Here is a 21944-nt window from a genome sequence, read left to right as displayed (position 1 = left end):
TTCTATCCATATATTTCAAAAAAACAATCGCATCTCTACTAATTTTTTACAAATAACGTTCAATATTTTGTCACTTTGTACTTTTTTCCACATCTGTTAATTCAATTTCATTGCAGGTGAAATTAGCATTGTGCCATAATAGCATAGGAGAGGTGAATATCGCTTGAAATATTTTATTTACTTTATCGTTATCGTGGCATTTTTAGATACATTTTCACAATTACCTATTATGAGTACTTTCGCTCAAAGCCTTGGAGGAACCCCTCTTATTATCGGGCTAGTTGTCGGTATGTACTCATTCGCTAATATGATCGGTAATATTATTGCTGGAGCAGCTGTCGATAAATTTGGTGCAAAAAAAATCCTTTATATAAGCATGGGAATTACGAGTTTCATAGTCTTGTTATACACCGTTGTTCAAAGTGGTGAACAACTATTAGTTGTTCGCTTTATGCATGGATTTAGTGATGGCTTTTTAATTCCTGCTGCCTTTACATTTTTATCAAAACAAACAAATGCAAAAAGACAAGGAAAAGCAATGGCTCTATCTGGTGCTGCTGTTGGAACAGCCGCAATCGTAGGACCGGCTTTCAGCGGTATTATGAAAGCAACAGCTGGCGTAGAATGGGTCTTCATTACTATTTCTATTTTAATGGCTCTTGGTACGATCGTATCTCTATTCTTCTTACCAAATAACGTATCAAGAAAAGATACATCAAGAACGCAAATGATGAACAAAGAAGATATGGTTGAACTTTTAAAATCAGAACCGTTATTACAAGCATATATTGGTGCTTTCACATTAATGTTTTCACAAGGAATTGTCACTTATATGTTACCAGTAAAAGTTGAGGCATTAGCGCTTAAAGCATCCACAACAGGCATGATGTTAAGTGTATTTGGTATAACTGCTATCCTCTTCTTCTTGCTTCCAACAAATCGTATTTACGATCGATTTAATCGTTCGAAACTAATGCTAATCGGAATTGCAGTTATGGCATTCGCATTATCTTTACTCGGATTATTTGCTACAAAAGGTATGCTCTTTATCGTAATGATGATTTATGGAATTGGATTCGCAATCCTCTTCCCCTCTATTAACGCTTTACTCGTTGAAAATACTACAGACGATAATCGCGGAAAGGCATTCGGATTATTTTATGCCTTCTTCTCATTAGGAGTTGTTGCTGGCTCCTTTACAGTCGGCGCAATCGGAGCATCACCTAGCATCAGCTTCATTATCGGGACAGCATTTTTATTAACATTTGCTGGGATGATTTATGTAAGAAGCAAAGTAAAAAAGACAATGATGGGATAATCCATCGTTGTCTTTTTTAAAATGCATATTGATATAATCCGTAATATAATGGAAGCGTTGGAATAATTCCAATTACTTTAAATATAAAAGGTAACGGCTCATCTCGCTCCTCATATAAACGAAAAACAAAAACTGCAGTTAAAGTCCAAATGATGCTAAACAAGAAAATACATTTCCAAACAATTGAGGTTAATATTTGTATATCAAATACAAAACCAAAGAGCCCTATCCACGTAATAATAGAAACTACAAAGTCAAACTTTTGAATTGGTGTTTGAAACATGCCCCTTACTAACGAAATAATAGCTAACATTGCTACAATAACTAAATATATTTTCCAAAGCATTATGATAATCTCCTATTCAATTCAACTTTTAACTTTCAATAAGCCGTATTTAATAAACAATATAGCATTATATTTTTCATAGAAATAATACAATGGATAACAAAATAAGAAGAAAATAAGTACAGTTGGTACATCATCTATAATAGAAAAATATTTTACTAGTAATTCCTTAATACTCTCTCCAATTATAATAAACAGTGGAATGATACAAATTGCTGCTAATATTAAGCACGGTGTGATTCTCATTTCTTTTAACTTCACCTTGCAGTGTGGACATCTGAATGAAAAAGGATGCGGGAGATCAATAATATGTTGCGCAGTAATCTCTCCTTCACACTGTGGACATTCAATTATTTCTTTCATTTAACTCAACTCCTTTCTATCTACAAAAAGAGCACTATCCAATAGCGCTCTTTTACTGCCGAATATATTACTTTTGTGTGTAACCAAGTAACAATGTAAATAAATTAAACTGTAAAGGCAATACTACATTTCTTCTTTTACAAAAAAGGTGTATAAATACCGACGATACTTCGACAATTTCCTCGGAAATATTTCCTTTCCCCACATAATTTGATACACTACATATGAACAGAGACTTGTATTACATAAGCTAAAATAATAACTTACTGTACAAATTAAAAAGCACACTCTTCATATGAAGAATGTGCTTTTATGTTATTAGCGTTTAATCCAAACAGCGCCTGCCGATTTATCTTCTGCCTGTCCAACAACTTGGAATTTAAGTCCAAGGTTTGGAACTTTTCTTCCTGCGTCTGCAATTTGCTTGTTACTATATACTTTTGAATCATCAAAAGTTGTAACACCTTGTAATCCAGAATAGTTAAACTGACCACGTGTTAATGAATTTACACTCCATGCTGGTGTTTTATCAAATGAAAATGCAGCATCTGCAATTTGCATGCCTGTATTACCGTATGCTGGTTTCCCGTTTAAATTACCAACTAGCGCTTCTGGATGAGAGTCAACAACACCAAGGAATCCTTCACCTGGATGCATCCCAACCCAGTTATCTTTAAAGCTATCATCTGCATACCAAACGACAAGACCTGTATTGTACACTGGACCTTTTCCTGCTTTTAATCCATTATCTGATCCCGCATAGTTTCTCCATTCTAAGTAGTAGTAATGAGCTTTCTTCTCTGTCCCATCAGAAACAACAAAACCATTTAAATTCATTTTAGACTGTCCTTCTGCATCATCAGAAAATACAACTTGTCCATCAACAGTTACATTTACATTATCCATCGCAAAACCTTTATATGTTACAGCCGGATCTGTAATATAGTCGAATTGTAGTTTCACTTTTTTGCCTTTAAATTGACTTAAATCATATGATTTATCAATCCATTTCCCATCTGTTGTATCTTTATCTCCTTGGACTACTTTTTCTCCAAGTCTATCAATTAACGTCTTCATTCCATCTTCTGTTACTGCATGTACTTCGACGAAATCGCACTCTGCTTCTAACTCATAATTTGCTTTATAATCGAATTTTGCATTTGTTCCCTTTGTTAAATTAAAGAATGGTGTCTCTAACGTTGTATGCATATCATCGCCTCTTGTACTATAATATGCATGCTTTCCAAACTCCGGTTTAATCGTTTCAACACTTTTACCTGGTAAGTTAACACGTACAACGCCTGGACGGTTTGATTTCGTAACACTTTGATCAATATAGGTAGGAACTCCCACACCACTCTTAATTTTATCGTAATCTACTTCTAATATTTTTGCCCAGTTGCCACCCATATTCTTTTGTAAAAAGTCTTTATTTTGTGGTGAAAAACTAGTCGGCTCTGTTCCTGCGATTTTCCCTGTCCAACTACCTCCACTCATTAATGACCAAGCTTCGACTGGTGAACCATTTCCAGTATATTTCGTGTCATATTCATCTGGTAATCCAAGATCATGTCCAAATTCATGTGCAAACACACCTACAGCTCCATCTTCCGGTTCAATTGTGTAATCATGTGCTGCGACTTTACCACCAAAGTAATCTACCTTTGATTTCGTACCTTCAATCGCTACTGGATCTACTGCTAATTTTGAACGATGTGACCAGATCGCATCATCACCTAATTTACCGCCACCAGCTTCTTGACCAACACCAGCATGGATTACCATTAAATGATCAATTACACCGTCAGGTTCATTTTGATTCCCGTCCCCGTTTGTATCATATCTATCAAATTGATCAAACTGGGATAAATCTAGTCCTTTCTCAGCAGCTGCATGCAAAGCTTCTTTCACTAAATCACGTGCACCTTTCGGACCTTTATTATCGTGACCACTGCTACCATCAGCTCCATAATCAGATGCTTTTCCTGGAACAGTTAGCCACTCCGTTACATATCCATCTGTCGTATAACTACCACCAGACTGCTCTTCATAGTATTGTTTAAACGTTTTTACTTTTGAACCATCAAATAAAGTATAAGGCTCATTACCGAACAACATCTTTTGATAATGTTCTCTACTAAAGTCTTTCGAATACATATAACCTGGTGTTTGATCAATATTATTATGTTTATAATCACTAAATTCAACGAGTAGCACTAATACTTTATCCGATCGAACAGATCCATTATATGGAGCTTGCTTTGCTTTTGAAGTTGGAACTTGCTCATTCAATTGCTTTTTATTTGGTTCTGGCTTTTGCTCAAGGCTAACATTTTTTTCAGCCTTTTTTACATTTTCCTTTTCTTCCATCTTTTTCTCTTTTACTTTTTTTGTGAAATCAGACGTTTCTTGTGAGTGAGCATCTGGAAGAATTTCTTTATTCGCCTGATCTCCTTGTTTCTTTTCAATATATTGCTCAACAGCTTTTTTCGTCTCTTCTTTAGAAGATGCTGGATTAATTGTTCCTCTTTCTTTCAGTGCTTCCGCTAAACGATCTTCTTGAATTAAATTGTAATCAATTGGTGTTGTAGATACATTATCTTTCTCTTTTGCTGCCGTTTCTGCATATGCTAACGGAGCACTCATTACAGATGTACATCCGATAATTGCCGCAATTGCTAATGATGACAACACTTTAAATGGTGCTTTTCTTCTCATTCCATTTCTCCCCTTTTATAAAACTTAAAATTCAGATAAATTGGTGCATTTTTGTCGAAATCTCTGTTTACTACCCTCCCTATATAAAAAGACATAATTCTATAAACATTAAGCTTTTTGTTATAGAATCATGCCCTCCAGTTTTCTGGTCAGACCCTCTATCTTTTTATCCCTTGGTTCAATTAATAATCAGTGTGGGGATGAACAAAGCCCCCACTGATTAAAGTTTCACTTTATGTCGAAATATGAAAAATAAAGAGTTATGTGATATATATTAAATATCTTATATAACAAATTTAAAAGACAATATGCAAAATTGCATGAAAATTCTTTTAAATAAAAAAGAATCCTAGTCAATTAAACTAGGATTCTTGCTTTTCTATTATTTCTCTTGTGTTTTTTCCCAATCAGCTAAAAATTTCTCAATTCCTTGATCTGTTAATGGGTGCTTCACTAATGAAGCAATTACGTTTGCTGGGATTGTTGCAATATGTGCACCGTTTAATGCTGCGTCAGTTACGTGAACACTGTGACGTACAGATGCTGCAATGATTTCTGTTTCGATGCCATGAATTGCAAAGATTTCTGCGATTTGACGAATTAAGTCCATACCGTTATGACCGATATCGTCTAAGCGACCTAAGAATGGTGAAACGTATGTTGCACCAGCACGAGCTGCAAGTAATGCTTGAACTGCTGAGAATACTAATGTAACGTTTGTACGAATTCCTAAATCAGAGAACGCTTTTACTGCTTTTAAACCTTCTGTTGTCATTGGAACTTTTACAACAACGTTTGGAGCAATCTTCGCTAGTTCTTTTCCTTCTTCAATCATCTTATCAGCTTCTAAGCTAATTACTTCTGCACTTACAGGTCCTTCTACAACGTTGCAAATTTCACGAATGCGTTCGTGGAAATCTACGCCTTCTTTTGCTACAAGTGATGGATTTGTCGTTACTCCAGCTAATACGCCTAATGCATTTGCCTCTTTAATTTCGTTAATGTTTGCTGTATCAATAAAGAATTTCATTTGTTATTCTTCCTTCCTAATTTTCATTTTATATTTATTTTTTTTTCTTAATAAGCTCTAATTCAATCGGAATAGATTTGTCCACTTTTTTACCTTGTGTTATCTCTTTTGCTGTTTGCATCGCCTTCTCTCCGATTAATTCTGGTTTTTGAGCGACTGTTGCAGCCATACGCCCATCGTTAACCGCTTTCACAGCATCTTCTGTTGCATCAAATCCAACAACTACTACATCTGTTTTTCCAGCAGACTTCAATGCTTCAAGTGCACCTAATGCCATCTCATCGTTATGAGCAAACACGGCTTTAATATCGCTATTTGCTTGCAAAATGTTTTCCATAACAGATAATCCTTTCGCTCTATCAAAATCAGCCGCTTGTTTTGCAACTACTTTTAAAGACTTATCGGCTACGTTATGGAATCCTTTCCCACGTTCACGAGCAGCGGAAGATCCAGGGATTCCTTCTAACTCAGCAACGTTTGCTCCTTCGCCAACTAATTCCCGAATGTAATCACTAGCCATTTGACCACCTTCGATATTGTTAGAAGCAATGTGAGAAACAACCTTACCTGAATTCGCAACGCGGTCTACTGTAATAACAGGAACATTTGCTGCATTTGCCGCACTTACTGCTGAAGCAACAGCATCTGAATCGGTCGGATTAATAACAACTACATCGACACCCTTTTGAATTAAATCTTCAACATCGTTCGTTTGCTTTGCCGCATCATTTTGTGCATCAACAGCAATTAATTCGATGCCACTATCTTTCGCTTTCTTTTCTGCACCCTTTTTCAAAGTTACAAAAAAGGGATTATTTAAAGTTGAAACAGAGAATCCAACTTTAATAGTTTTATTTCGACCTTTATCGCTAGAATCCTTTGCCCATTCTGGCGGTTCCATTGAACAACCAGCAGTAATGACCATAATACATGCAACGAGTATAAGTAACCATTTCTTCATGAACTGTCCCTCCATTACGCTTCTTTTCTGCGATCAATTAATACAGCTAGTAAGATTACAAGTCCTTTTACAACTTGTTGGAAGAAAGAAGATACACCCAATAAATTTAAACCGTTATTTAGTACACCGATAATAAGTACACCGATGAATGTACCAACAATCCATCCTCTTCCCCCAGAAAGACTTGTTCCACCTAATACAACTGCTGCAATTGCATCTAATTCATAAGAAGTACCTGCAGTCGGCTGTGCAGAATCTAATCGTGATGTTAAGACAATACCTGCAAGCGCTGCCAAAATTCCGGAAAGACCGTAAATCATTACTTTAATTCTCGTAACATTAATACCTGATAGTGCTGCTGCTTCTTCATTTCCACCAATTGCAAATGTACGGCGACCAAATGTCGTTTTCTTCAAAATGAAGTACAGTACTGCGAAAGCGATCATCATTGTAACAGCTGGTACCGGAATACCAAGAAAATAACCGCGGCCAAACATTTGGAACATTAAATGATCACCAAGACCAGTGATCGGACGTCCGTCCATATAAACAAGCGTCAACCCACGAAAAATAGTCATTGTTGCCAAAGTTGCAATAAATGGAGCTACTTTTCCTTTCGCAATGATGATACCGTTTACAATTCCCATTACAAGACCTGCTAATAATCCAACTGCCATTGCAAGGAACGGATCCATGCCACTTGCCATCATTCCAGCAACAAGTGCACTTGATAATGCTAAAATAGAACCTACCGATAAGTCAATACCCCCTGTTAAAATTACGAAGGTCATTCCGAATGCAATAAGCGCATTAATCGATACTTGACGCAGTATATTAAATAAATTTGGAATTTCAATGAACGCTGGATTTAAAGCTGTAATTACGACGATAATTAATACTAAACCGATTAAAGAACCGAGTTGTTGTAATACATTCCCCTTCTTAGCCATCCTTACTCTCCCCCTGTAGCTAGTGCCATAATAGACTCTTGTGATGCCTCATCTTTCTCTAAAATTCCGCCGACTTTTCCTTCATGAATAACAAGAACTCGATCACTCATCCCTAAAACTTCCGGAAGCTCAGATGATACCATAATAACGGCATCGCCTTGCTCTGTAAGCTTATTCATAATAGAGTAAATTTCTTTTTTCGCTCCAACATCAACACCTCTTGTTGGCTCATCTAAAATGAGTAATTGCGGATGAATGCCTAGCCATTTTGCGATTACAATCTTTTGCTGATTTCCACCAGAAAGAGATTTCACTGCCTGCTCTCCGCTAGATGCTTTCACATTAAGAAGCTTCATCATATCCTCTGTAAACTGTTGTTCTAGCTCATTGCTTAGAACACTTCCCTTTGAAAGACTTTCTAAATTCGGTAAAGCTAAATTTTCTCGAATTGAAAAATCTAACACTAATCCTTCAGACTTTCTATCTTCTGTAATAAAAGCAATTCTTTGTCTAATTGCATCTATTGGACTATCAATCTTTACCTCTTGTCCATTTATAAAAATTTGTCCAGAGTCTAAAGGTTCGTATCCAAATATCGCTTTCATAATATCTGTACGGCCAGCTCCCATCAAACCAGCTACACCAAGGATTTCACCTTTCCTCACTTGAAAAGAAACATTTTCAAATTTCCCTTTCTTCGTTCCGTTACGCATTTCAAAAATGACATCACCAATTTGACTATTTCGCTCTGGATAACGTTCACCAATGCTGCGCCCCACCATCATACTCACTACTTCATCAAATGATGTTTCTGGAATTAATCTCTTTCCGACGTATTCTCCATCACGCAAAATCGTAATAGCATCACATATTGAGAAAATCTCTTCCATACGATGCGAAATGTACACGAATGAAACACCTTCTTTACGTAACTTATTGATTACTGTAAAGAGCGTTTCGATTTCACGATCCGTCAGTGCCGCAGTAGGTTCATCCATAATAATAACGCTCGCGTTGGTCATTAATGCTTTCGCAATTTCGATAATTTGCTGTTGTCCAACCGATAATTCCTCTGCTAACATAGCGCCTCTTACATGCAACCCTAACTCCGCTAGTTGCTGCTGCGCAATGGCGTTCATTTGTCGAGTGCGTAAAATACCTGTTTTCCCATACATTAACTCTTTACCGAGAAACATATTTTCAGCTACTGTTAAATTCGGCAATATGTTTAGTTCTTGATGTATAAATGCGATGCCGTACTCTTCAGCTTCTTTCGCATTTTTAAAGGTGCGCTCTTGCCCATCAATCGTGATTGTCCCATCATCTTTTTTGTATACACCTGTTAAAATCTTCATGAGCGTTGATTTACCCGCTCCATTTTCCCCCATCAATGCATGGACTTCTCCTGTTTCAATCATAAACTGTGCATTCTTCAAAACAGGATTTCCATTGAACGCCTTTGAAATGTTTTTCATTTCAATATGCATTCCCATCACTTCCCTTTATTAAAAAATCACGCCTGCATGTAAAATTACATTTGCATAAGGCGTAGCCTCGCCTGTACGAATAATCGCCTTCGCTTTCTTTGTATGCTCTTTAAATTGCTCATGAGATACATACTCAAATGCTGGCTCTATTAATTTCTGCTCTATTTCTTTATTTACTTCCGCATTATTTATAATGACTTCTTCTGCTAACGTCACTTTTTCGATTGCCATATCATCAGCTACAACTTGTAACACCTCTAAAAAACTCGGTTTTCCAATCTCAACAGCTAAATCAATTCGTTTTACTCCATCCGGAATCGGTAACCCGCAATCAGCAATTACAACCGTATCTGTATGCCCAAGTGAAGCAAGGACTGCCGCGATTTCACTATTTAATACACCATGCTTTTTCACCCAACAATCACCTGCACTTCACGTACTCGATCTCTCGTTGGCATACCGCCCTGTGCTCCAAGTTTCGTTACAGAAAGACCACCGGCAATATTCGCGAAACGAATTGCTTTTTGAAGTGTCTCTCCTTCAGAAAGTGCAACTGCTAACGCACCATTAAATGTATCACCAGCTCCAGTTGTATCCACTACATCAACAGCAATGCTAGGAACATGTACAATCTCCGTCCCATTATGGAAACGAACACCGTTAGAACCTTCTGTCATCAATAGTTTATTTGGATATTTAGCCAGTAAATCTTCAATTGGTGAGATGAAATCATCTAATACGATGCGGCACTCATGTTCATTTGGCGTAATATAAGTTGCCTTTTCTAAAATTTCTTCTGATAAAACTTGTGCTGGCGCTGGATTTAACATAACAGGAATATTATGTTTCTCACAAATAGCCAATACATATTTTACTGTTTCAAGTGGAATTTCTAGTTGAAGAACAACCATATCCGCTTTTACAAGAAGGTCTTTGGAGCGATCTACAACTGACTTATTTACAAGAGCATTTGCCCCTTGTACGACAACAATACTGTTATCTTCTTCTGCTAAAACGATATGAGCAATTCCTGTCGTTCTATCTGTAACCGGTACCACATAATCGATAAAAATGCGTTCGTTCTCTAAATTTTTTCTAACTACTGTTCCATAATCATCATTTCCTACCGCTCCAACCATTGCTACATTTGCTCCTAATCTAGCTGCAGCAACTGCTTGGTTTGCCCCTTTCCCTCCTGGGATTGTATGAAACGCTTCACCAATTACTGTTTCTCCTGCTTTCGGCCGTTTTTTTGAAACAGCCACTAAGTCCATTGAAATGCTCCCTACTACTGCAATATTTGGCATCTGTTTCATCTCCTTACTTCGTTGTATTTCGTTCTATAATTTCAATCGGCAAACGATAATGTTTCTCTTCTAATGTATTTCCTTCCATTTGCTCTAACAACAACTCTGTTGCAATTTTCCCCATTTCATATATTGGTTGTGCAACTGTCGTAATAGATGGATACATCATTTCCGTTAAAGAAATGCCATCAAATCCGATAATTTGTAAATCATCTGGAATGGCAATCCCCTTTTGAAGTGCAGCCTTTACAATACCGATCGCAATTAAATCATTCCCAGCAACAATACCATCAATATGCGGGTATTCTTCTAATAATTCCATCGCTACACGCTCACTATTTGCTGGATCAAACATACTCTCTGCAATCATATACGAAAGATTATTTTGCGTAATAACGTCTACAAAACCCTCAAAGCGTTCATTTGCAGTACTCACATCACGTGGACCGCGAATATGTGCAATATATTTACATCCTTTATCTAGTAACAACTTTGTCGCAGCCTGACTTCCTGCATAGTTATCTGCATATACAGTAGGAATACGCTCATTAAACATACGGTCAATCGCAACAACCGGAACAGATACATTCATGTAATTAACACTATTTTGTGGATTCGTTGCTACAATAAATCCATCTACATTATTTTGTCTAAGCACATCAATATATTGTTTCTCTTTTTCTAAACTTTCATCAGAGTTACAAAGGACAACTGTGTAACCTTGTTTATGTGCTACATCTTCTACGGCACGTGCAACTTCCGGAAAGAATGGATTCACGATATTTGGAACAACTAAGCCAATTAAACGAGACTTTTTATTATACAGTGAACGCGCTACTGTACTAGGCTTATAATCTAACATCTCAATTGCACGTTCTACCTTTTTTAATGTATCTTGGTGAACATATCCATTTTTATTTAGAACTCTGGAAACGGTCGCAACAGATACTCCCGCTAATTTCGCAACGTCTTTGATCGTACTCATTCTCTTTTCTCCTCATTTCATGTAACCGTTTACAGAAAATAATATAACGTATTTCTAAAAATACGTCAATCATTTCTCACTAAAAAGCTTTTGAGGTTATACTCAAAAAAGCACCGCCATAAGGCGATGCTTCTTCATTACGAGTATGATACAGTTTTTTCTTTTTCTTCTACAACAGGCTCTTTAGCATCTTTTTTACGATCTGATAATTTAATTTTTTGTAAGAAAATCGTAAAGATAGCACCTACTACGATAAATACTAATCCTGTTAAGAATACAGTATGAAGCGAGTCTACTAAAGAGTTTTTCAAAATAGGTACAATACTGTTAGCGAACGCTTCTGGCATTTGTTTTAATGCCTCTGGGCTAAATAGCATCGAATATAAACCTTGTGGATCTGTGTGAATCATATCTTTAAATTTCGTTACCATTTGTCCCGCTTCTTTCGGGAATGTATCTAATACAGGTACTAAATTCTTTGTTAATGTCGTACCTGAAGTGTTATTCATAATTGATCCTAAAATTGTAATACCAAATGTACCACCGATTTGTCGGAAGAACTGACTTGATGATGTTACAACACCAAGGTCTTTTTTCGGGAAGCTTTCTTGTAACGCTAATGTTAATGTCGGCATTACAAGACCCATTCCTAAACCGATAACCATCATATAAGAAGTAGCTGTAAGCTTCGTTGTGTGCATATCCATCGTTGTTAATAACCAGAAACCACCGGCCATAATAAGCATACCTGCGATAATTTGTGGTTTTACACCAACTTTTAATACAAGTTGCCCACCGATAATACTCATCACAATCATTGTAATCATCATTGGAGTCATAATTGTTCCTGATTCAGCAGCACTTACTCCTACAATACCTTGCATGAAGAATGGTACGAACATAATCGCGCCGAACATTCCAATACTCATAAAGAATCCAATCGCATTCAGTATTGTAAATGTGCGATTTTTAAAGAAATGCATTGGTAAAATTGGCTCTTCAGCTTTCGTTTCAACGATAACAAAGCTAACGATACCAATTACAGCTAGTGCAAATAAACCGATAATTTGCCAAGAATCCCATGCATAATCTTTTCCGCCAAACGTTAGCGCAAGTAATAAACTTACAACACCGAGAATCATCGTAAAGATTCCAGCGATATCAATTTTAATTGGTCCTGTTTGTTTATGCGATTTTAATCCCATTGCAATAAAGATTGTTGCTAAAATACCAACCGGTAAGTTAATGTAGAATACCCATCTCCAGTTCACTGCATCTACAATCCAACCACCAACTTGTGGTCCAATTACAGAAGCAAGGCCGTATAACGCACCAAAAATACCTTGCCATTTTGCACGTTCTTTCCCCGTGAACATATCTCCAATAATAATCATAGCCATTGGCATCATAATACCGCCACCAAGACCTTGAATACCACGGAAAATAATTAATTCTGTCATACCATTTGCCATACCACATAACGCCGAACCAATCATGAAAATAACTAGCCCTGTTATATATACGTTACGACGACCAAGTAAATCCGCTAATTTACCTGCAATTGGTACAACTGTCGTTGATGTTAACATATAAGCTGTTGTTAACCATGTCATTAAACTTAATCCACCTAGGTCACCGACGATACGTGGCATTGCTGTACCAACAATTGTTCCATCTAATGCAGCAAATAGCATCGCGATAATTAAACCGATTAACAACAACTTTCTATTTTGATTTTCTTGTTGCTCCATGTAATCTCCTCAATTCCTCTTAGTTATTCTCTTTTTTCTCTTGTGTCCCACAAATAATGGTTTCTAACTTCTCAAAGAGACGTAATAAATCTTCTCTTTCTTGCAACTCTAAATGTGAAAAGTATTTTGCAATATGCTCGTTACGAGCTGTCATTGCCTCTTCTACTCTAACTTTCCCCTTTTTCGTTAACTCGATGATGACAACGCGACGGTCATCTTTGTCGTGATAGCGTTCTACAAGTTCTTGATCGATTAGACGATCAATCATCACTGTAATCGCGCTAGGCTTCACATACATCTTTTTCGCTAATGTTGTCGCTCTTGAAGCCCCATAATGATCTAAAATCTTTAAAATATAAAACTGCGGTGGTGTAAGTCCTGTCGCTTGCATTTGTTCTAATAACTCCGTCTGCATTTTCTTTCCAATCGAAAAGGCAAGAGCTTGAATTTTATCGATATGCGTCATATCATTTGGCATGTTATCCACCTCTTATTTAAACAATAAAATATTTAATGTATTTAAATATTAATCCCACGAACAAAATCCGTCAATACTTTTATTCATAAAAACGTTTACATTTTTGTCACAAAGTTGTATAATTTTCGACGAAGTTAATATTGACAGTCACGGAGAAACGGAGTACACGGCTATGAATCATAAAAAAGGAAACTTTTTTATATTTCATGGCCTTTTTATGTTCTCTGTCTTAAAACGCTTCGAATTAATTAGGGGAGGATTTTCATTTTATGTTTTTCACACAATTATTTAAACCTGCGCCCCACGCGGAACGCTTACCAGCTGATCGCGTTGATAGCGAATACCGTAAATTACGTTTACAAGTATTCTTAGGTATCTTCATCGGTTATGCAGGTTACTACTTTGTTCGAAAAAACTTTTCACTAGCAATGCCATACTTAATCGAGCAAGGCTTTAGTAAAGGGGAACTTGGGGTTATCCTTTCAGCAGTTTCTATCGCTTACGGATTAAGTAAATTTCTTATGGGTATCGTATCCGATCGTTGTAATCCTCGCTACTTTTTAGCAGCTGGGCTATTTTTATCAGGTATCATTAATATTATTTTCGGCTCATTTTCTTTCATTACAACGAGCATTATACTTATGTTTGTACTTCAGTTTTTAAATGGATGGGTACAAGGTATGGGATGGCCTCCTTGTGGTCGTACGATGGTTCACTGGTTCTCTATTAGCGAACGTGGTACAAAAATGTCTATTTGGAACGTCGCTCATAATGTTGGCGGAGCGCTTATGCCTTCACTTGTAACATTAGGCTTATACTTCTTCGCAGATGACTGGAAAAGTATTTTTTACTTCCCAGGTATTCTTTCAATTTTAGTTGGTATTTATGTATTAATTACGATGAAAGATACACCTCAATCTTGTGGACTACCTTCTATTGAAGAACATACTGGAGAATATCCACCAGATGAAAAAGTAAAAGATCGCGAACGCGAGCTTTCAGTAAAGGAAATTTTATTTAAATACGTATTAAACAATAAGTTTTTATGGTACATCGCTATTGCGAACGTTTTCGTATATTTCGTACGTTACGGCGTTGTAGACTGGGCTCCTACTTATTTAGTAGAAGAAAAAAGCTTTACTCATAGTAGCTCACGTACTGCTTACGCTCTATATGAATGGGCTGGTATTCCAGGTACACTTCTTTGCGGATGGATGAGCGATAAACTCTTTAAAGGACGTCGTGCACCTGCTGGTATTCTATTTATGGTTGGTGTATTTATCGCAGTTCTTGTTTACTGGTTAAACCCTCCTGGTAATCCAATGGTTGATAGTATCGCACTTGTCGCAATTGGATTTTTAATTTACGGACCGGTTATGTTAATTGGTCTACACGCTCTAGACTTAGCACCAAAGAAAGCTGCTGGAACTGCAGCAGGCTTAACTGGATTCTTCGGTTACTTAGGCGGAGCTGCTTTTGCTAGTGCAGCTATGGGCTTTATCGTAGATGCATTCGGATGGGATGGCGGATTCATCTTATTACTTGCATCTTGCGTACTTGCAATGTTCTTCCTTGCTCTTACTTTAAATACAGGATCAGTAAAACAAAAGCAAGCTTAAATAATATATAACAAGCATAAAAATAGCTCTTAGCATTTACATACATGCTAAGAGCTATTTTTTATTTTCATTGCTGTTCCTACTAATGATAACAACCAATTCCTTCCCTACTATAAGATTAAAAGATTTGATGAAACACCTTTATTAAAACAGCTAACGTAACAGATGCAGCAAATCCCCCTAAACAAATAAGACTGACACCTTGGCTATATGACAAATTTTGAAATGATTTCATTACTTCCATCCTCCCTATCTCCCCTTTGATACTTTTATTTTACCAATGGGAAAAATTTCATAACATCGATTTCTCTAACAACTAACTTACAAATTTGTAAGTTAACATCTTTTCAACTTATATATCTAGTATTTCCACAAATAAGAGTCATTTATACATAAAAAAAGACCTCAGTTATACTAAGGTCTTCGTTACGTTCTATTTCATTTTATAATCATCACTGGACATTTCACACGCTTTGCTATTTTATGACTTACACTTCCCAGCACCATTTCTTGCAGTGTATTGAGCCCTCTACTTCCAGCAATGACAAGATCTATATCTCCTGTATTTACATATTGAACAATTGTATCTCCAGGATCACCATGTAATATCGTAATTGTATAAGAAATGTTCTCTTTCTTTAATAAACCTTCAATCTCTTTTAATTTATCTTTTCGACTAGCCGATATTGTTTCTAAATCTGTTTGACCTTGTATAATATCTGATTTTGCCGTTCTATTATCTACTACGTACACAACTTCAACATTTGTTTCTTCGCTACATTTCGCAATATAGGTTGCATGCTCCGCTGCTCGAAGTGCATGTTCAGAACCGTCACATGCTAATATAATTTGTTTGTACATATGCTGAATCCCCTTTTCGTTATCCTATTCGTATTATATAATAAAGCCCCCTAAAAAGGAGGCTTTTAACTAGCAATTCTTTTATTATAAGTAGCTAAATTTGCAACAAGTTTTGAACTACGTTCATTTAATCCTGTTATACTTACTTTCACACCACTTTGTTCATACTTCATGATAACTTTATCAATTGATGCCACTGCCGAATCATCCCATACGTGCGCATGAGTAAAGTTCATTTCGATTTCTTTTACATCTTCATTAAATGAAAAATTATTTATAAAGTCGGCTGTAGATGCAAAAAAAAGTTGACCGTGAATTTCGTATATTTTCTTATTTTCAATATATAAATGTTTCACGTGAATCTTTGCCATATTGAATGCAAATAAAACCGCACTAATTACTGTTCCGATAATTACACCTAATGCTAAATTATGTGTAATTAAGACAATCACAACTGTTACAATCATAACAAATGCGTTTCCTTTTGGTACTTTATGAATTGTTGTTACAGAGTTCCAATCAAACGTTCCGATTGAAACCATAATCATAACTGCAACTAAAGCTGCCATCGGAATATGAACGACATAATCTCCTAAAACAAATAGTAATACGATTAAAAATCCGCCCGCTACAAATGTTGATAGGCGACCTCGTCCACCTGATTTAATATTAATAACAGATTGACCGATCATTGCACAACCTGCCATTCCTCCGAAGAAACCAGCAACAATGTTTGCGATCCCTTGACCGCGTGCCTCTTTATGCTTATTACTTTCCGTATGCGTCATATCATCTAAAACTGAAGCTGTTAATAATGATTCTAGTAAACCGATAATTGCAAGCATAACTGCATACGGTAAAATAATCCCTAATGTCTCAACTGTAAAAGGCACGTCAGGAATGCTAAAGAATGGTAATTCTTTCGGCAAGCTTCCCATATCTCCTACTGTTTTCAACTGTAGTCCGCTCATAAGTGCAATACTCGTCACAATAATAATTGAAATAAGCGTAGAAGGTACAGCCGTTGTAATACGTGGAAATAAATATATAATTGCAAGTCCTAATACAACGAGTGCATACATTTGCCAAGTTGCATTTTTAAAATGTGGCAATTGCGCTGTAAAAACTAAAATTCCAAGTGAATTTAAAAAACCACTCATAACAGATTTCGGAACAAACTTCATAAATGAGCTCAGTTTGAACACGCCAAAAATAATTTGGACAATACCTGTTAATATTGTTGTAGCAAATAAATATTGCAAACCATGATCTTTAACGAGCGTCACCATTAATAATGCCATTGCACCTGTTGCAGCTGAAATCATCCCAGTTCTTCCGCCAACAAATGAAATGGTAACTGCAATACAAAAGGCTGCGTATAACCCAACGGTCGGATCCACACCAGCGATAACAGAGAAGGCTATCGCTTCAGGAATTAATGCTAAAGCAACGACAATTCCTGATAACACGTCCCCTCTCACATTAGAAAACCAATCATTTTTTATCGTTTGAAACAAAATACCACTCCTCTACTCCTTTATCATTTGATTTTCTCCATAAGAAAATCAGCCGACTGCACGAAAGCTATTATATAACGAGTAGAAGATTTTTTACTATGTAAAAGTTTCCTAAAGAAAAAGACGCTATATCAGTAGTGTCTTTTCTCATTTCATTAATGTCCACCGTGTCCTTGACCACTTTCCTGAACAATTTCTAACCTCTCATCTAGTATTCCTTGTGTTTCAAATGAAATATCACTCGTACTTCCTAATAAGAAGCCATGATTATATGGTCCAAGTGTCGGATTATCTTTAAACTTCGGCTGAATAGTAGCAAGGAAGTCATACACTGGGTGTGAAGCTTTACCTTCTTCTAATAATACAACAGGTGCGTGTTTACCCATATGTGAAAAAGGTGCCCCAGCAACTGCTAAATCTGGTGTTTTACTTGAAACAAATGATAAACCGTGACCAGGTTTTGTGAATCCCCAGCCAAATTTTGTTTTTTCATCTTTAAATTTAGCGAACGCAATCGAGTTTTCTGTAGGGGTCTCTCCACTAATACGCGTTACTTTCCCGTATTTGCTCAGCTCTTTTTCCACTTCTTTTGAAACAATTTTTTCTGGCCCTAATACATATATATTTGCTTTATCTTTTCTCATTTTTAATGCCTCTATTGTCGCTTCTGGCACTTTATTCTTTTCTGTATAGAGTAGTGGTTCCGGCATATGAGAAATCCAATTTACAGCGGGTGTTGTATATAAACGTCCTTCTTCTGCAGACGAACCAATAATAACACTATTTGGGTAGCTTCCTGTTATGTCGGCATACTCCTTATCAACATCCTTCGCAAATATAGCTGGGTCCATTTCTTTTATTTGTTTTACTTTATAACCTTTTAATTGTTCAAGCGCGCTAGTACCTACATCCCCCATCACCATAATTTGTGTCCCATCTTTCGTTCCGATTGGATTTAATCGTTTTATTTCTTTTAACGTCATTTCCGGTATCTTTTCTTTTTCTATAAATAAAATCGGCCCGTTATTCGGATGATGAATAAGGTCTGCACTCGCAATACCTAATTGCCACTCGCTTGCTGGTACTAAAATAACAGCACCTGGCTGGTTCTCCTTATGAGTTGCTGGCCATATCGTTTGCGAAGTTAATACTGCCATTTTTAGGGGGTCATTTGTATTTAACCTCGTCACATTTTTTAGACTTGTCGTTAATAAATCATTCAATGCACCTTCGTTCATTTCTTTTGGCGCCGTTACCTCCTGATTCATTTTCATTTCCTTTTGCTCTGTTTTCTTCTCTTTTGTAGATTCATGGTTTTTATGGTCTGTATTCGTTTGTCCGCATGCAGCAAGACCAACTGCTGTAATTATTGTTATCCCAAAAATTCGGGTCATTTTTTTCACTATACCGCCTCCGTATTAATCATTTTTGAGCCAATATGATTACCTAAAATGTAATTTCAACTCCACAATAACAAGCAATTCTGAAGAAATTATGCAGACGCATCATAATCTGCACCATTTCTTCATGATTTTGCATTACACTTTAAGTAACAATTATAAATATGGAGGGCTCTCTATGATTGATATACTGCTCGTAGACGATGAACCGAGAATGCTTGAATTATTAACGCTTTATCTTACCCCAATTGGATATAACTGCGTATGTGCGACTTCAGGAGAAGAAGCTATTTTACATATAGAAAATCGAAACTTTAAATTTGTTTTACTCGATATTATGATGCCAAAGATGGACGGATGGGAAACGTGCAAAAAAATCCGATCTTTTAGTAACATTCCTATTATTATGGTTACAGCTCGTGATCAAACAGTAGATGTCGTTCAAGGATTAAAACTTGGAGCCGATGATTACGTAACGAAACCTTTCCATGAAGAAGAACTTTTCGCAAGAATTGAAGCCGTTTTAAGACGTACAAATGAACATAAACAAATCCAATATCACGGTATTGTATGGGATGAAACAAAACACTTCGTTTCTGTCCATAGTGAAGAACTCCTTCTCACACCAATTGAATTTTCTTTACTCGGATTATTTTTACGCCATGTGAACTACGTATTAAACCGTGATCAGCTCATCGAACGAATTTGGGGATTAAACACAAATACAGAAGATCGCACAGTCGATTCGCATATTCGTAATTTACGTGATAAATTGCGAAAAGCAAATTTCCCTATTGATCATCATTTAAAAACCGTGTATGGAGTAGGTTATCGATGGATTGATACTGAACAGTAAGGGGAAAAACGATGAAACGGATTTCAATTCAATTCGGATTTTATTTTTTAATTGTTACACTTTTAATTGAAAGTGTTCTCTTTATTTTGCTCTATTATAGTCTCGTAAACACTAGAGTAAATGAAGAAATGACAGCTTTATTAAAGCGAGGAAATAGTCATCGAGATGTACTTGAAAAATATTACGATAAGCAAACCATCTCTCACGTAGCATTAATGGAATCTGAAGCTGAAACAACTGTCGTTATTACAAATGCAAATAAAGAAATATTAGCTAAATCTAACGAAATAAACAAGACTATAAACGATCATATTAGTAAAATGCAAACTCGAACAGACCATAATGGAGCGATTATAGAAAACCATTGGAAAACATCTAATTATATATGTACAGTTAGTCCTATCATAGTAGCTGGAAAACATGAAGGATATGTGTATATGTTTCTTGGAACAGAATCCATTGAAAAGTTGGTAAATGGATTAACGAAACAATTCATTATTGCTGGCGCCATCACGTTTCTACTCACAGTCATCACAATTTTCCTATTATCACGTTTATTAACAAAACCATTGTTACACATGAAACATGCAACTGAAAAAATGAGTAAAGGTGATTTGTCCGTTTCATTAACGACTACTCGAAATGATGAAATTGGTGAACTAGCATCATCTATTCAAACGCTCGCAAATGATTTACATTATATGAAAACAGAGCGAAGTGAATTTCTAGCAAGTGTTGCTCACGAATTACGAACACCGTTAACATACGTAAGAGGTTATGCTGACATTGCTTCAAAAGAAAGCACCCCTTCTGAACAACGTTTGCGATATTTATCAATTATAAAAGATGAGTCTGATTACATTACAAACTTAGTTCAAGATTTATTTTCACTTGCACAAATGGAACAACATAACTTTTCTATTCAAGTAAAGGAAGTACATTTACACACCTTCCTAACTCGCATAGCCGAAAAAGTAAATGCCATATATAAAGAAAGATACATTAAAGTTTCTTTCTCTTGTCCTCCTACACTGCTAGTAAACTTAGATGAACAACGATTTGAACAAGTTGTGGTGAACATTTTAAATAACGCTTATAGACATTCAAAAGAACATTCTCATATAAACATTTCTGTTACAGAAGAACATAAAAGTATTTCCATTACAATTGAAGATGAAGGCGAAGGTATTCCTCCTGAAGATCTCCCTCACATTTTCGACCGCTTTTATCGAGTTGATAAAGCGAGATCACGATCTACAGGCGGAACTGGTTTAGGACTATCTATCGTAAAAGAAATTGTAGAACTACACGGCGGAAATATTACTGTAACGAGCGAAGTCGATTACGGGTCTTGCTTTATAGTTTCATTACCATCCATAAAGAAACACGACTATCATCAATAGTCGTGTTTTTTTATCACTTTACTTTATAATATAAATTTACAAATTGCCCAAAACGTTTCGTATCCGTTAAAGTTAAATTAATTTCCGGGTTCTTGTCTTGAAATAACGGAACTCCAGAACCTAATATGTGAGGTGTAATCGTAACAACATATTCATCAATTAGATTATTCTTAAAGAACTCTCTTAAGAGACTCCCTCCACCGACCATCCATATTTTAGATCCTTCTTGCTCTTTCAACCTTTTTGTAAACTCCACTACATCTTCATTTACAAACTCCACGTGTTCGTTTGAACCTTTTTCTGAGTTAGAAAAAACATAACATTTTTTATCTAAATACGGGAATGGTTCTATATGCTCTACTACATAATCGTACGTTCTTTTTCCCATAATTATTGTATCAATCGTTTCGTACATTTCTGTATAACCGTTATCTCCCTCCCCTTCGGTTTCCATTAACCACTGTAAATCATCATCTTCTTTCGCAATATATCCATCTAAGCTCGCCGCAATAAATAAAACTATTTCACGTGACATATTTTTTCCTCCTTACATCTCATCTTGATAACATTATGCTGTAAACAATATACTAACAA

General features: G+C 36.2%; 21 protein-coding genes. 4 read left to right on the top strand and 17 right to left on the bottom strand.

Annotation, left to right across the window (positions count from 1 at the left end; all coding sequences use genetic code 11):
• The first annotated feature begins 163 nt into the window (after window positions 1–163).
• Window positions 164–1318: an MFS transporter gene (locus tag NST86_RS03375; RefSeq protein ID WP_000873271.1), complete on the top strand. Its 1155-nt coding sequence runs from the start codon at window positions 164–166 to the stop codon at window positions 1316–1318.
• A 16-nt stretch (window positions 1319–1334) separates the two neighbouring features.
• On the opposite strand, the gene NST86_RS03370 is transcribed toward NST86_RS03375, so the two are convergent.
• From NST86_RS03370 to NST86_RS03315, 12 genes are all read right to left on the bottom strand, one after another.
• A complete protein-coding gene (locus NST86_RS03370; RefSeq protein WP_016117170.1) occupies window positions 1335–1664 on the bottom strand; it encodes a hypothetical protein in 330 nt (109 codons plus the stop codon).
• Between the two features lie 21 nt (window positions 1665–1685).
• Complete coding sequence (locus NST86_RS03365; protein WP_000658666.1) at window positions 1686–2027, bottom strand: hypothetical protein; 342 nt, start codon at window positions 2025–2027, stop codon at window positions 1686–1688.
• A gap of 318 nt (window positions 2028–2345) precedes the next feature.
• The gene (gene inhA2 / locus NST86_RS03360; RefSeq protein WP_061664103.1) at window positions 2346–4745 is read right to left on the bottom strand and encodes a M6 family metalloprotease immune inhibitor InhA2; all 2400 of its coding nucleotides are present in this window, start codon (window positions 4743–4745) and stop codon (window positions 2346–2348) included.
• A 382-nt stretch (window positions 4746–5127) separates the two neighbouring features.
• Window positions 5128–5775: a fructose-6-phosphate aldolase gene (gene fsa, locus NST86_RS03355; RefSeq protein ID WP_000667661.1), complete on the bottom strand. Its 648-nt coding sequence runs from the start codon at window positions 5773–5775 to the stop codon at window positions 5128–5130.
• Window positions 5776–5809: 34 nt separating this feature from the next.
• Complete coding sequence (gene rbsB, locus NST86_RS03350; RefSeq protein WP_044797147.1) at window positions 5810–6736, bottom strand: ribose ABC transporter substrate-binding protein RbsB; 927 nt, start codon at window positions 6734–6736, stop codon at window positions 5810–5812.
• A 14-nt stretch (window positions 6737–6750) separates the two neighbouring features.
• Window positions 6751–7686 carry an ABC transporter permease subunit gene (locus NST86_RS03345; protein ID WP_001074641.1) on the bottom strand — a complete coding sequence of 312 codons (936 nt, stop codon included), beginning with the start codon at window positions 7684–7686 and terminating at the stop codon, window positions 6751–6753.
• Window positions 7687–7688: 2 nt separating this feature from the next.
• On the bottom strand, window positions 7689–9173 hold the full coding sequence (rbsA, locus tag NST86_RS03340) for a ribose ABC transporter ATP-binding protein RbsA (protein ID WP_340933142.1): 1485 nt from the start codon (window positions 9171–9173) through the stop codon (window positions 7689–7691).
• 18 nt (window positions 9174–9191) lie between these two features.
• Complete coding sequence (gene rbsD / locus NST86_RS03335) at window positions 9192–9587, bottom strand: D-ribose pyranase (RefSeq protein WP_000716151.1); 396 nt, start codon at window positions 9585–9587, stop codon at window positions 9192–9194.
• Window positions 9584–10480: a ribokinase gene (gene rbsK, locus NST86_RS03330; protein WP_001132869.1), complete on the bottom strand. Its 897-nt coding sequence runs from the start codon at window positions 10478–10480 to the stop codon at window positions 9584–9586. Before rbsK ends, rbsD begins: the two co-directional genes overlap by 4 nt.
• Before the next feature lie 13 nt (window positions 10481–10493).
• Window positions 10494–11465: a ribose operon transcriptional repressor RbsR gene (gene rbsR / locus NST86_RS03325; RefSeq protein WP_086423284.1), complete on the bottom strand. Its 972-nt coding sequence runs from the start codon at window positions 11463–11465 to the stop codon at window positions 10494–10496.
• 137 nt (window positions 11466–11602) lie between these two features.
• Entirely contained in the window at window positions 11603–13216 is a 1614-nt protein-coding gene (locus tag NST86_RS03320; protein ID WP_000437641.1) for an MDR family MFS transporter, read from the bottom strand.
• 19 nt (window positions 13217–13235) lie between these two features.
• A complete protein-coding gene (locus NST86_RS03315) occupies window positions 13236–13694 on the bottom strand; it encodes a MarR family winged helix-turn-helix transcriptional regulator (protein WP_086423285.1) in 459 nt (152 codons plus the stop codon).
• A gap of 269 nt (window positions 13695–13963) precedes the next feature.
• Here NST86_RS03315 and glpT point away from each other — a divergent pair, with 269 nt between their 5' ends.
• A complete protein-coding gene (gene glpT, locus NST86_RS03310) occupies window positions 13964–15313 on the top strand; it encodes a glycerol-3-phosphate transporter (RefSeq protein ID WP_000466384.1) in 1350 nt (449 codons plus the stop codon).
• 118 nt (window positions 15314–15431) lie between these two features.
• Here glpT and NST86_RS03305 read toward each other — a convergent pair whose 3' ends face one another.
• From NST86_RS03305 to NST86_RS03290, 4 genes are all read right to left on the bottom strand, one after another.
• Complete coding sequence (locus NST86_RS03305) at window positions 15432–15548, bottom strand: DUF4027 family protein (protein ID WP_000834733.1); 117 nt, start codon at window positions 15546–15548, stop codon at window positions 15432–15434.
• Window positions 15549–15751: 203 nt separating this feature from the next.
• Window positions 15752–16174: a universal stress protein gene (locus NST86_RS03300; RefSeq protein WP_000277998.1), complete on the bottom strand. Its 423-nt coding sequence runs from the start codon at window positions 16172–16174 to the stop codon at window positions 15752–15754.
• A gap of 65 nt (window positions 16175–16239) precedes the next feature.
• Window positions 16240–17691 (bottom strand): SulP family inorganic anion transporter, encoded by a 1452-nt coding sequence (locus NST86_RS03295; protein ID WP_000487914.1) that lies wholly within the window; start codon window positions 17689–17691, stop codon window positions 16240–16242.
• A 155-nt stretch (window positions 17692–17846) separates the two neighbouring features.
• Complete coding sequence (locus NST86_RS03290; RefSeq protein WP_086423287.1) at window positions 17847–19094, bottom strand: cell wall-binding repeat-containing protein; 1248 nt, start codon at window positions 19092–19094, stop codon at window positions 17847–17849.
• Window positions 19095–19269: 175 nt separating this feature from the next.
• Between NST86_RS03290 and NST86_RS03285 the strand changes: the two genes are divergently transcribed.
• Window positions 19270–19947 carry a response regulator transcription factor gene (locus tag NST86_RS03285; protein ID WP_000565483.1) on the top strand — a complete coding sequence of 226 codons (678 nt, stop codon included), beginning with the start codon at window positions 19270–19272 and terminating at the stop codon, window positions 19945–19947.
• A gap of 11 nt (window positions 19948–19958) precedes the next feature.
• On the top strand, window positions 19959–21350 hold the full coding sequence (locus NST86_RS03280; protein WP_061664100.1) for a sensor histidine kinase: 1392 nt from the start codon (window positions 19959–19961) through the stop codon (window positions 21348–21350).
• 13 nt (window positions 21351–21363) lie between these two features.
• On the opposite strand, the gene NST86_RS03275 is transcribed toward NST86_RS03280, so the two are convergent.
• Entirely contained in the window at window positions 21364–21885 is a 522-nt protein-coding gene (locus tag NST86_RS03275; RefSeq protein WP_000085766.1) for a dihydrofolate reductase family protein, read from the bottom strand.
• Between the last annotated feature and the right edge of the window lie 59 nt (window positions 21886–21944).

This window comes from Bacillus sp. FSL L8-0199 (assembly GCF_038005705.1).
GTDB lineage: Bacteria > Bacillota > Bacilli > Bacillales > Bacillaceae_G > Bacillus_A > Bacillus_A cereus.
This window is presented reverse-complemented; position numbering and strand designations above follow the sequence as displayed.

Coding starts and splice junctions, on each gene's coding strand:
- NST86_RS03370 (WP_016117170.1), bottom strand. CDS start 1,664: ATGCTTTGGAAAATATATTTAGTTATTGTAGCAATGTTAGCTATTATT.
- NST86_RS03365 (WP_000658666.1), bottom strand. CDS start 2,027: ATGAAAGAAATAATTGAATGTCCACAGTGTGAAGGAGAGATTACTGCG.
- inhA2 (WP_061664103.1), bottom strand. CDS start 4,745: ATGAGAAGAAAAGCACCATTTAAAGTGTTGTCATCATTAGCAATTGCG.
- fsa (WP_000667661.1), bottom strand. CDS start 5,775: ATGAAATTCTTTATTGATACAGCAAACATTAACGAAATTAAAGAGGCA.
- rbsB (WP_044797147.1), bottom strand. CDS start 6,736: ATGAAGAAATGGTTACTTATACTCGTTGCATGTATTATGGTCATTACT.
- NST86_RS03345 (WP_001074641.1), bottom strand. CDS start 7,686: ATGGCTAAGAAGGGGAATGTATTACAACAACTCGGTTCTTTAATCGGT.
- rbsA (WP_340933142.1), bottom strand. CDS start 9,173: ATGCATATTGAAATGAAAAACATTTCAAAGGCGTTCAATGGAAATCCT.
- rbsK (WP_001132869.1), bottom strand. CDS start 10,480: ATGCCAAATATTGCAGTAGTAGGGAGCATTTCAATGGACTTAGTGGCT.
- rbsR (WP_086423284.1), bottom strand. CDS start 11,465: ATGAGTACGATCAAAGACGTTGCGAAATTAGCGGGAGTATCTGTTGCG.
- NST86_RS03320 (WP_000437641.1), bottom strand. CDS start 13,216: ATGGAGCAACAAGAAAATCAAAATAGAAAGTTGTTGTTAATCGGTTTA.
- NST86_RS03315 (WP_086423285.1), bottom strand. CDS start 13,694: ATGCCAAATGATATGACGCATATCGATAAAATTCAAGCTCTTGCCTTT.
- glpT (WP_000466384.1), top strand. CDS start 13,964: ATGTTTTTCACACAATTATTTAAACCTGCGCCCCACGCGGAACGCTTA.
- NST86_RS03305 (WP_000834733.1), bottom strand. CDS start 15,548: ATGAAATCATTTCAAAATTTGTCATATAGCCAAGGTGTCAGTCTTATT.
- NST86_RS03300 (WP_000277998.1), bottom strand. CDS start 16,174: ATGTACAAACAAATTATATTAGCATGTGACGGTTCTGAACATGCACTT.
- NST86_RS03285 (WP_000565483.1), top strand. CDS start 19,270: ATGATTGATATACTGCTCGTAGACGATGAACCGAGAATGCTTGAATTA.
- NST86_RS03280 (WP_061664100.1), top strand. CDS start 19,959: ATGAAACGGATTTCAATTCAATTCGGATTTTATTTTTTAATTGTTACA.
- NST86_RS03275 (WP_000085766.1), bottom strand. CDS start 21,885: ATGTCACGTGAAATAGTTTTATTTATTGCGGCGAGCTTAGATGGATAT.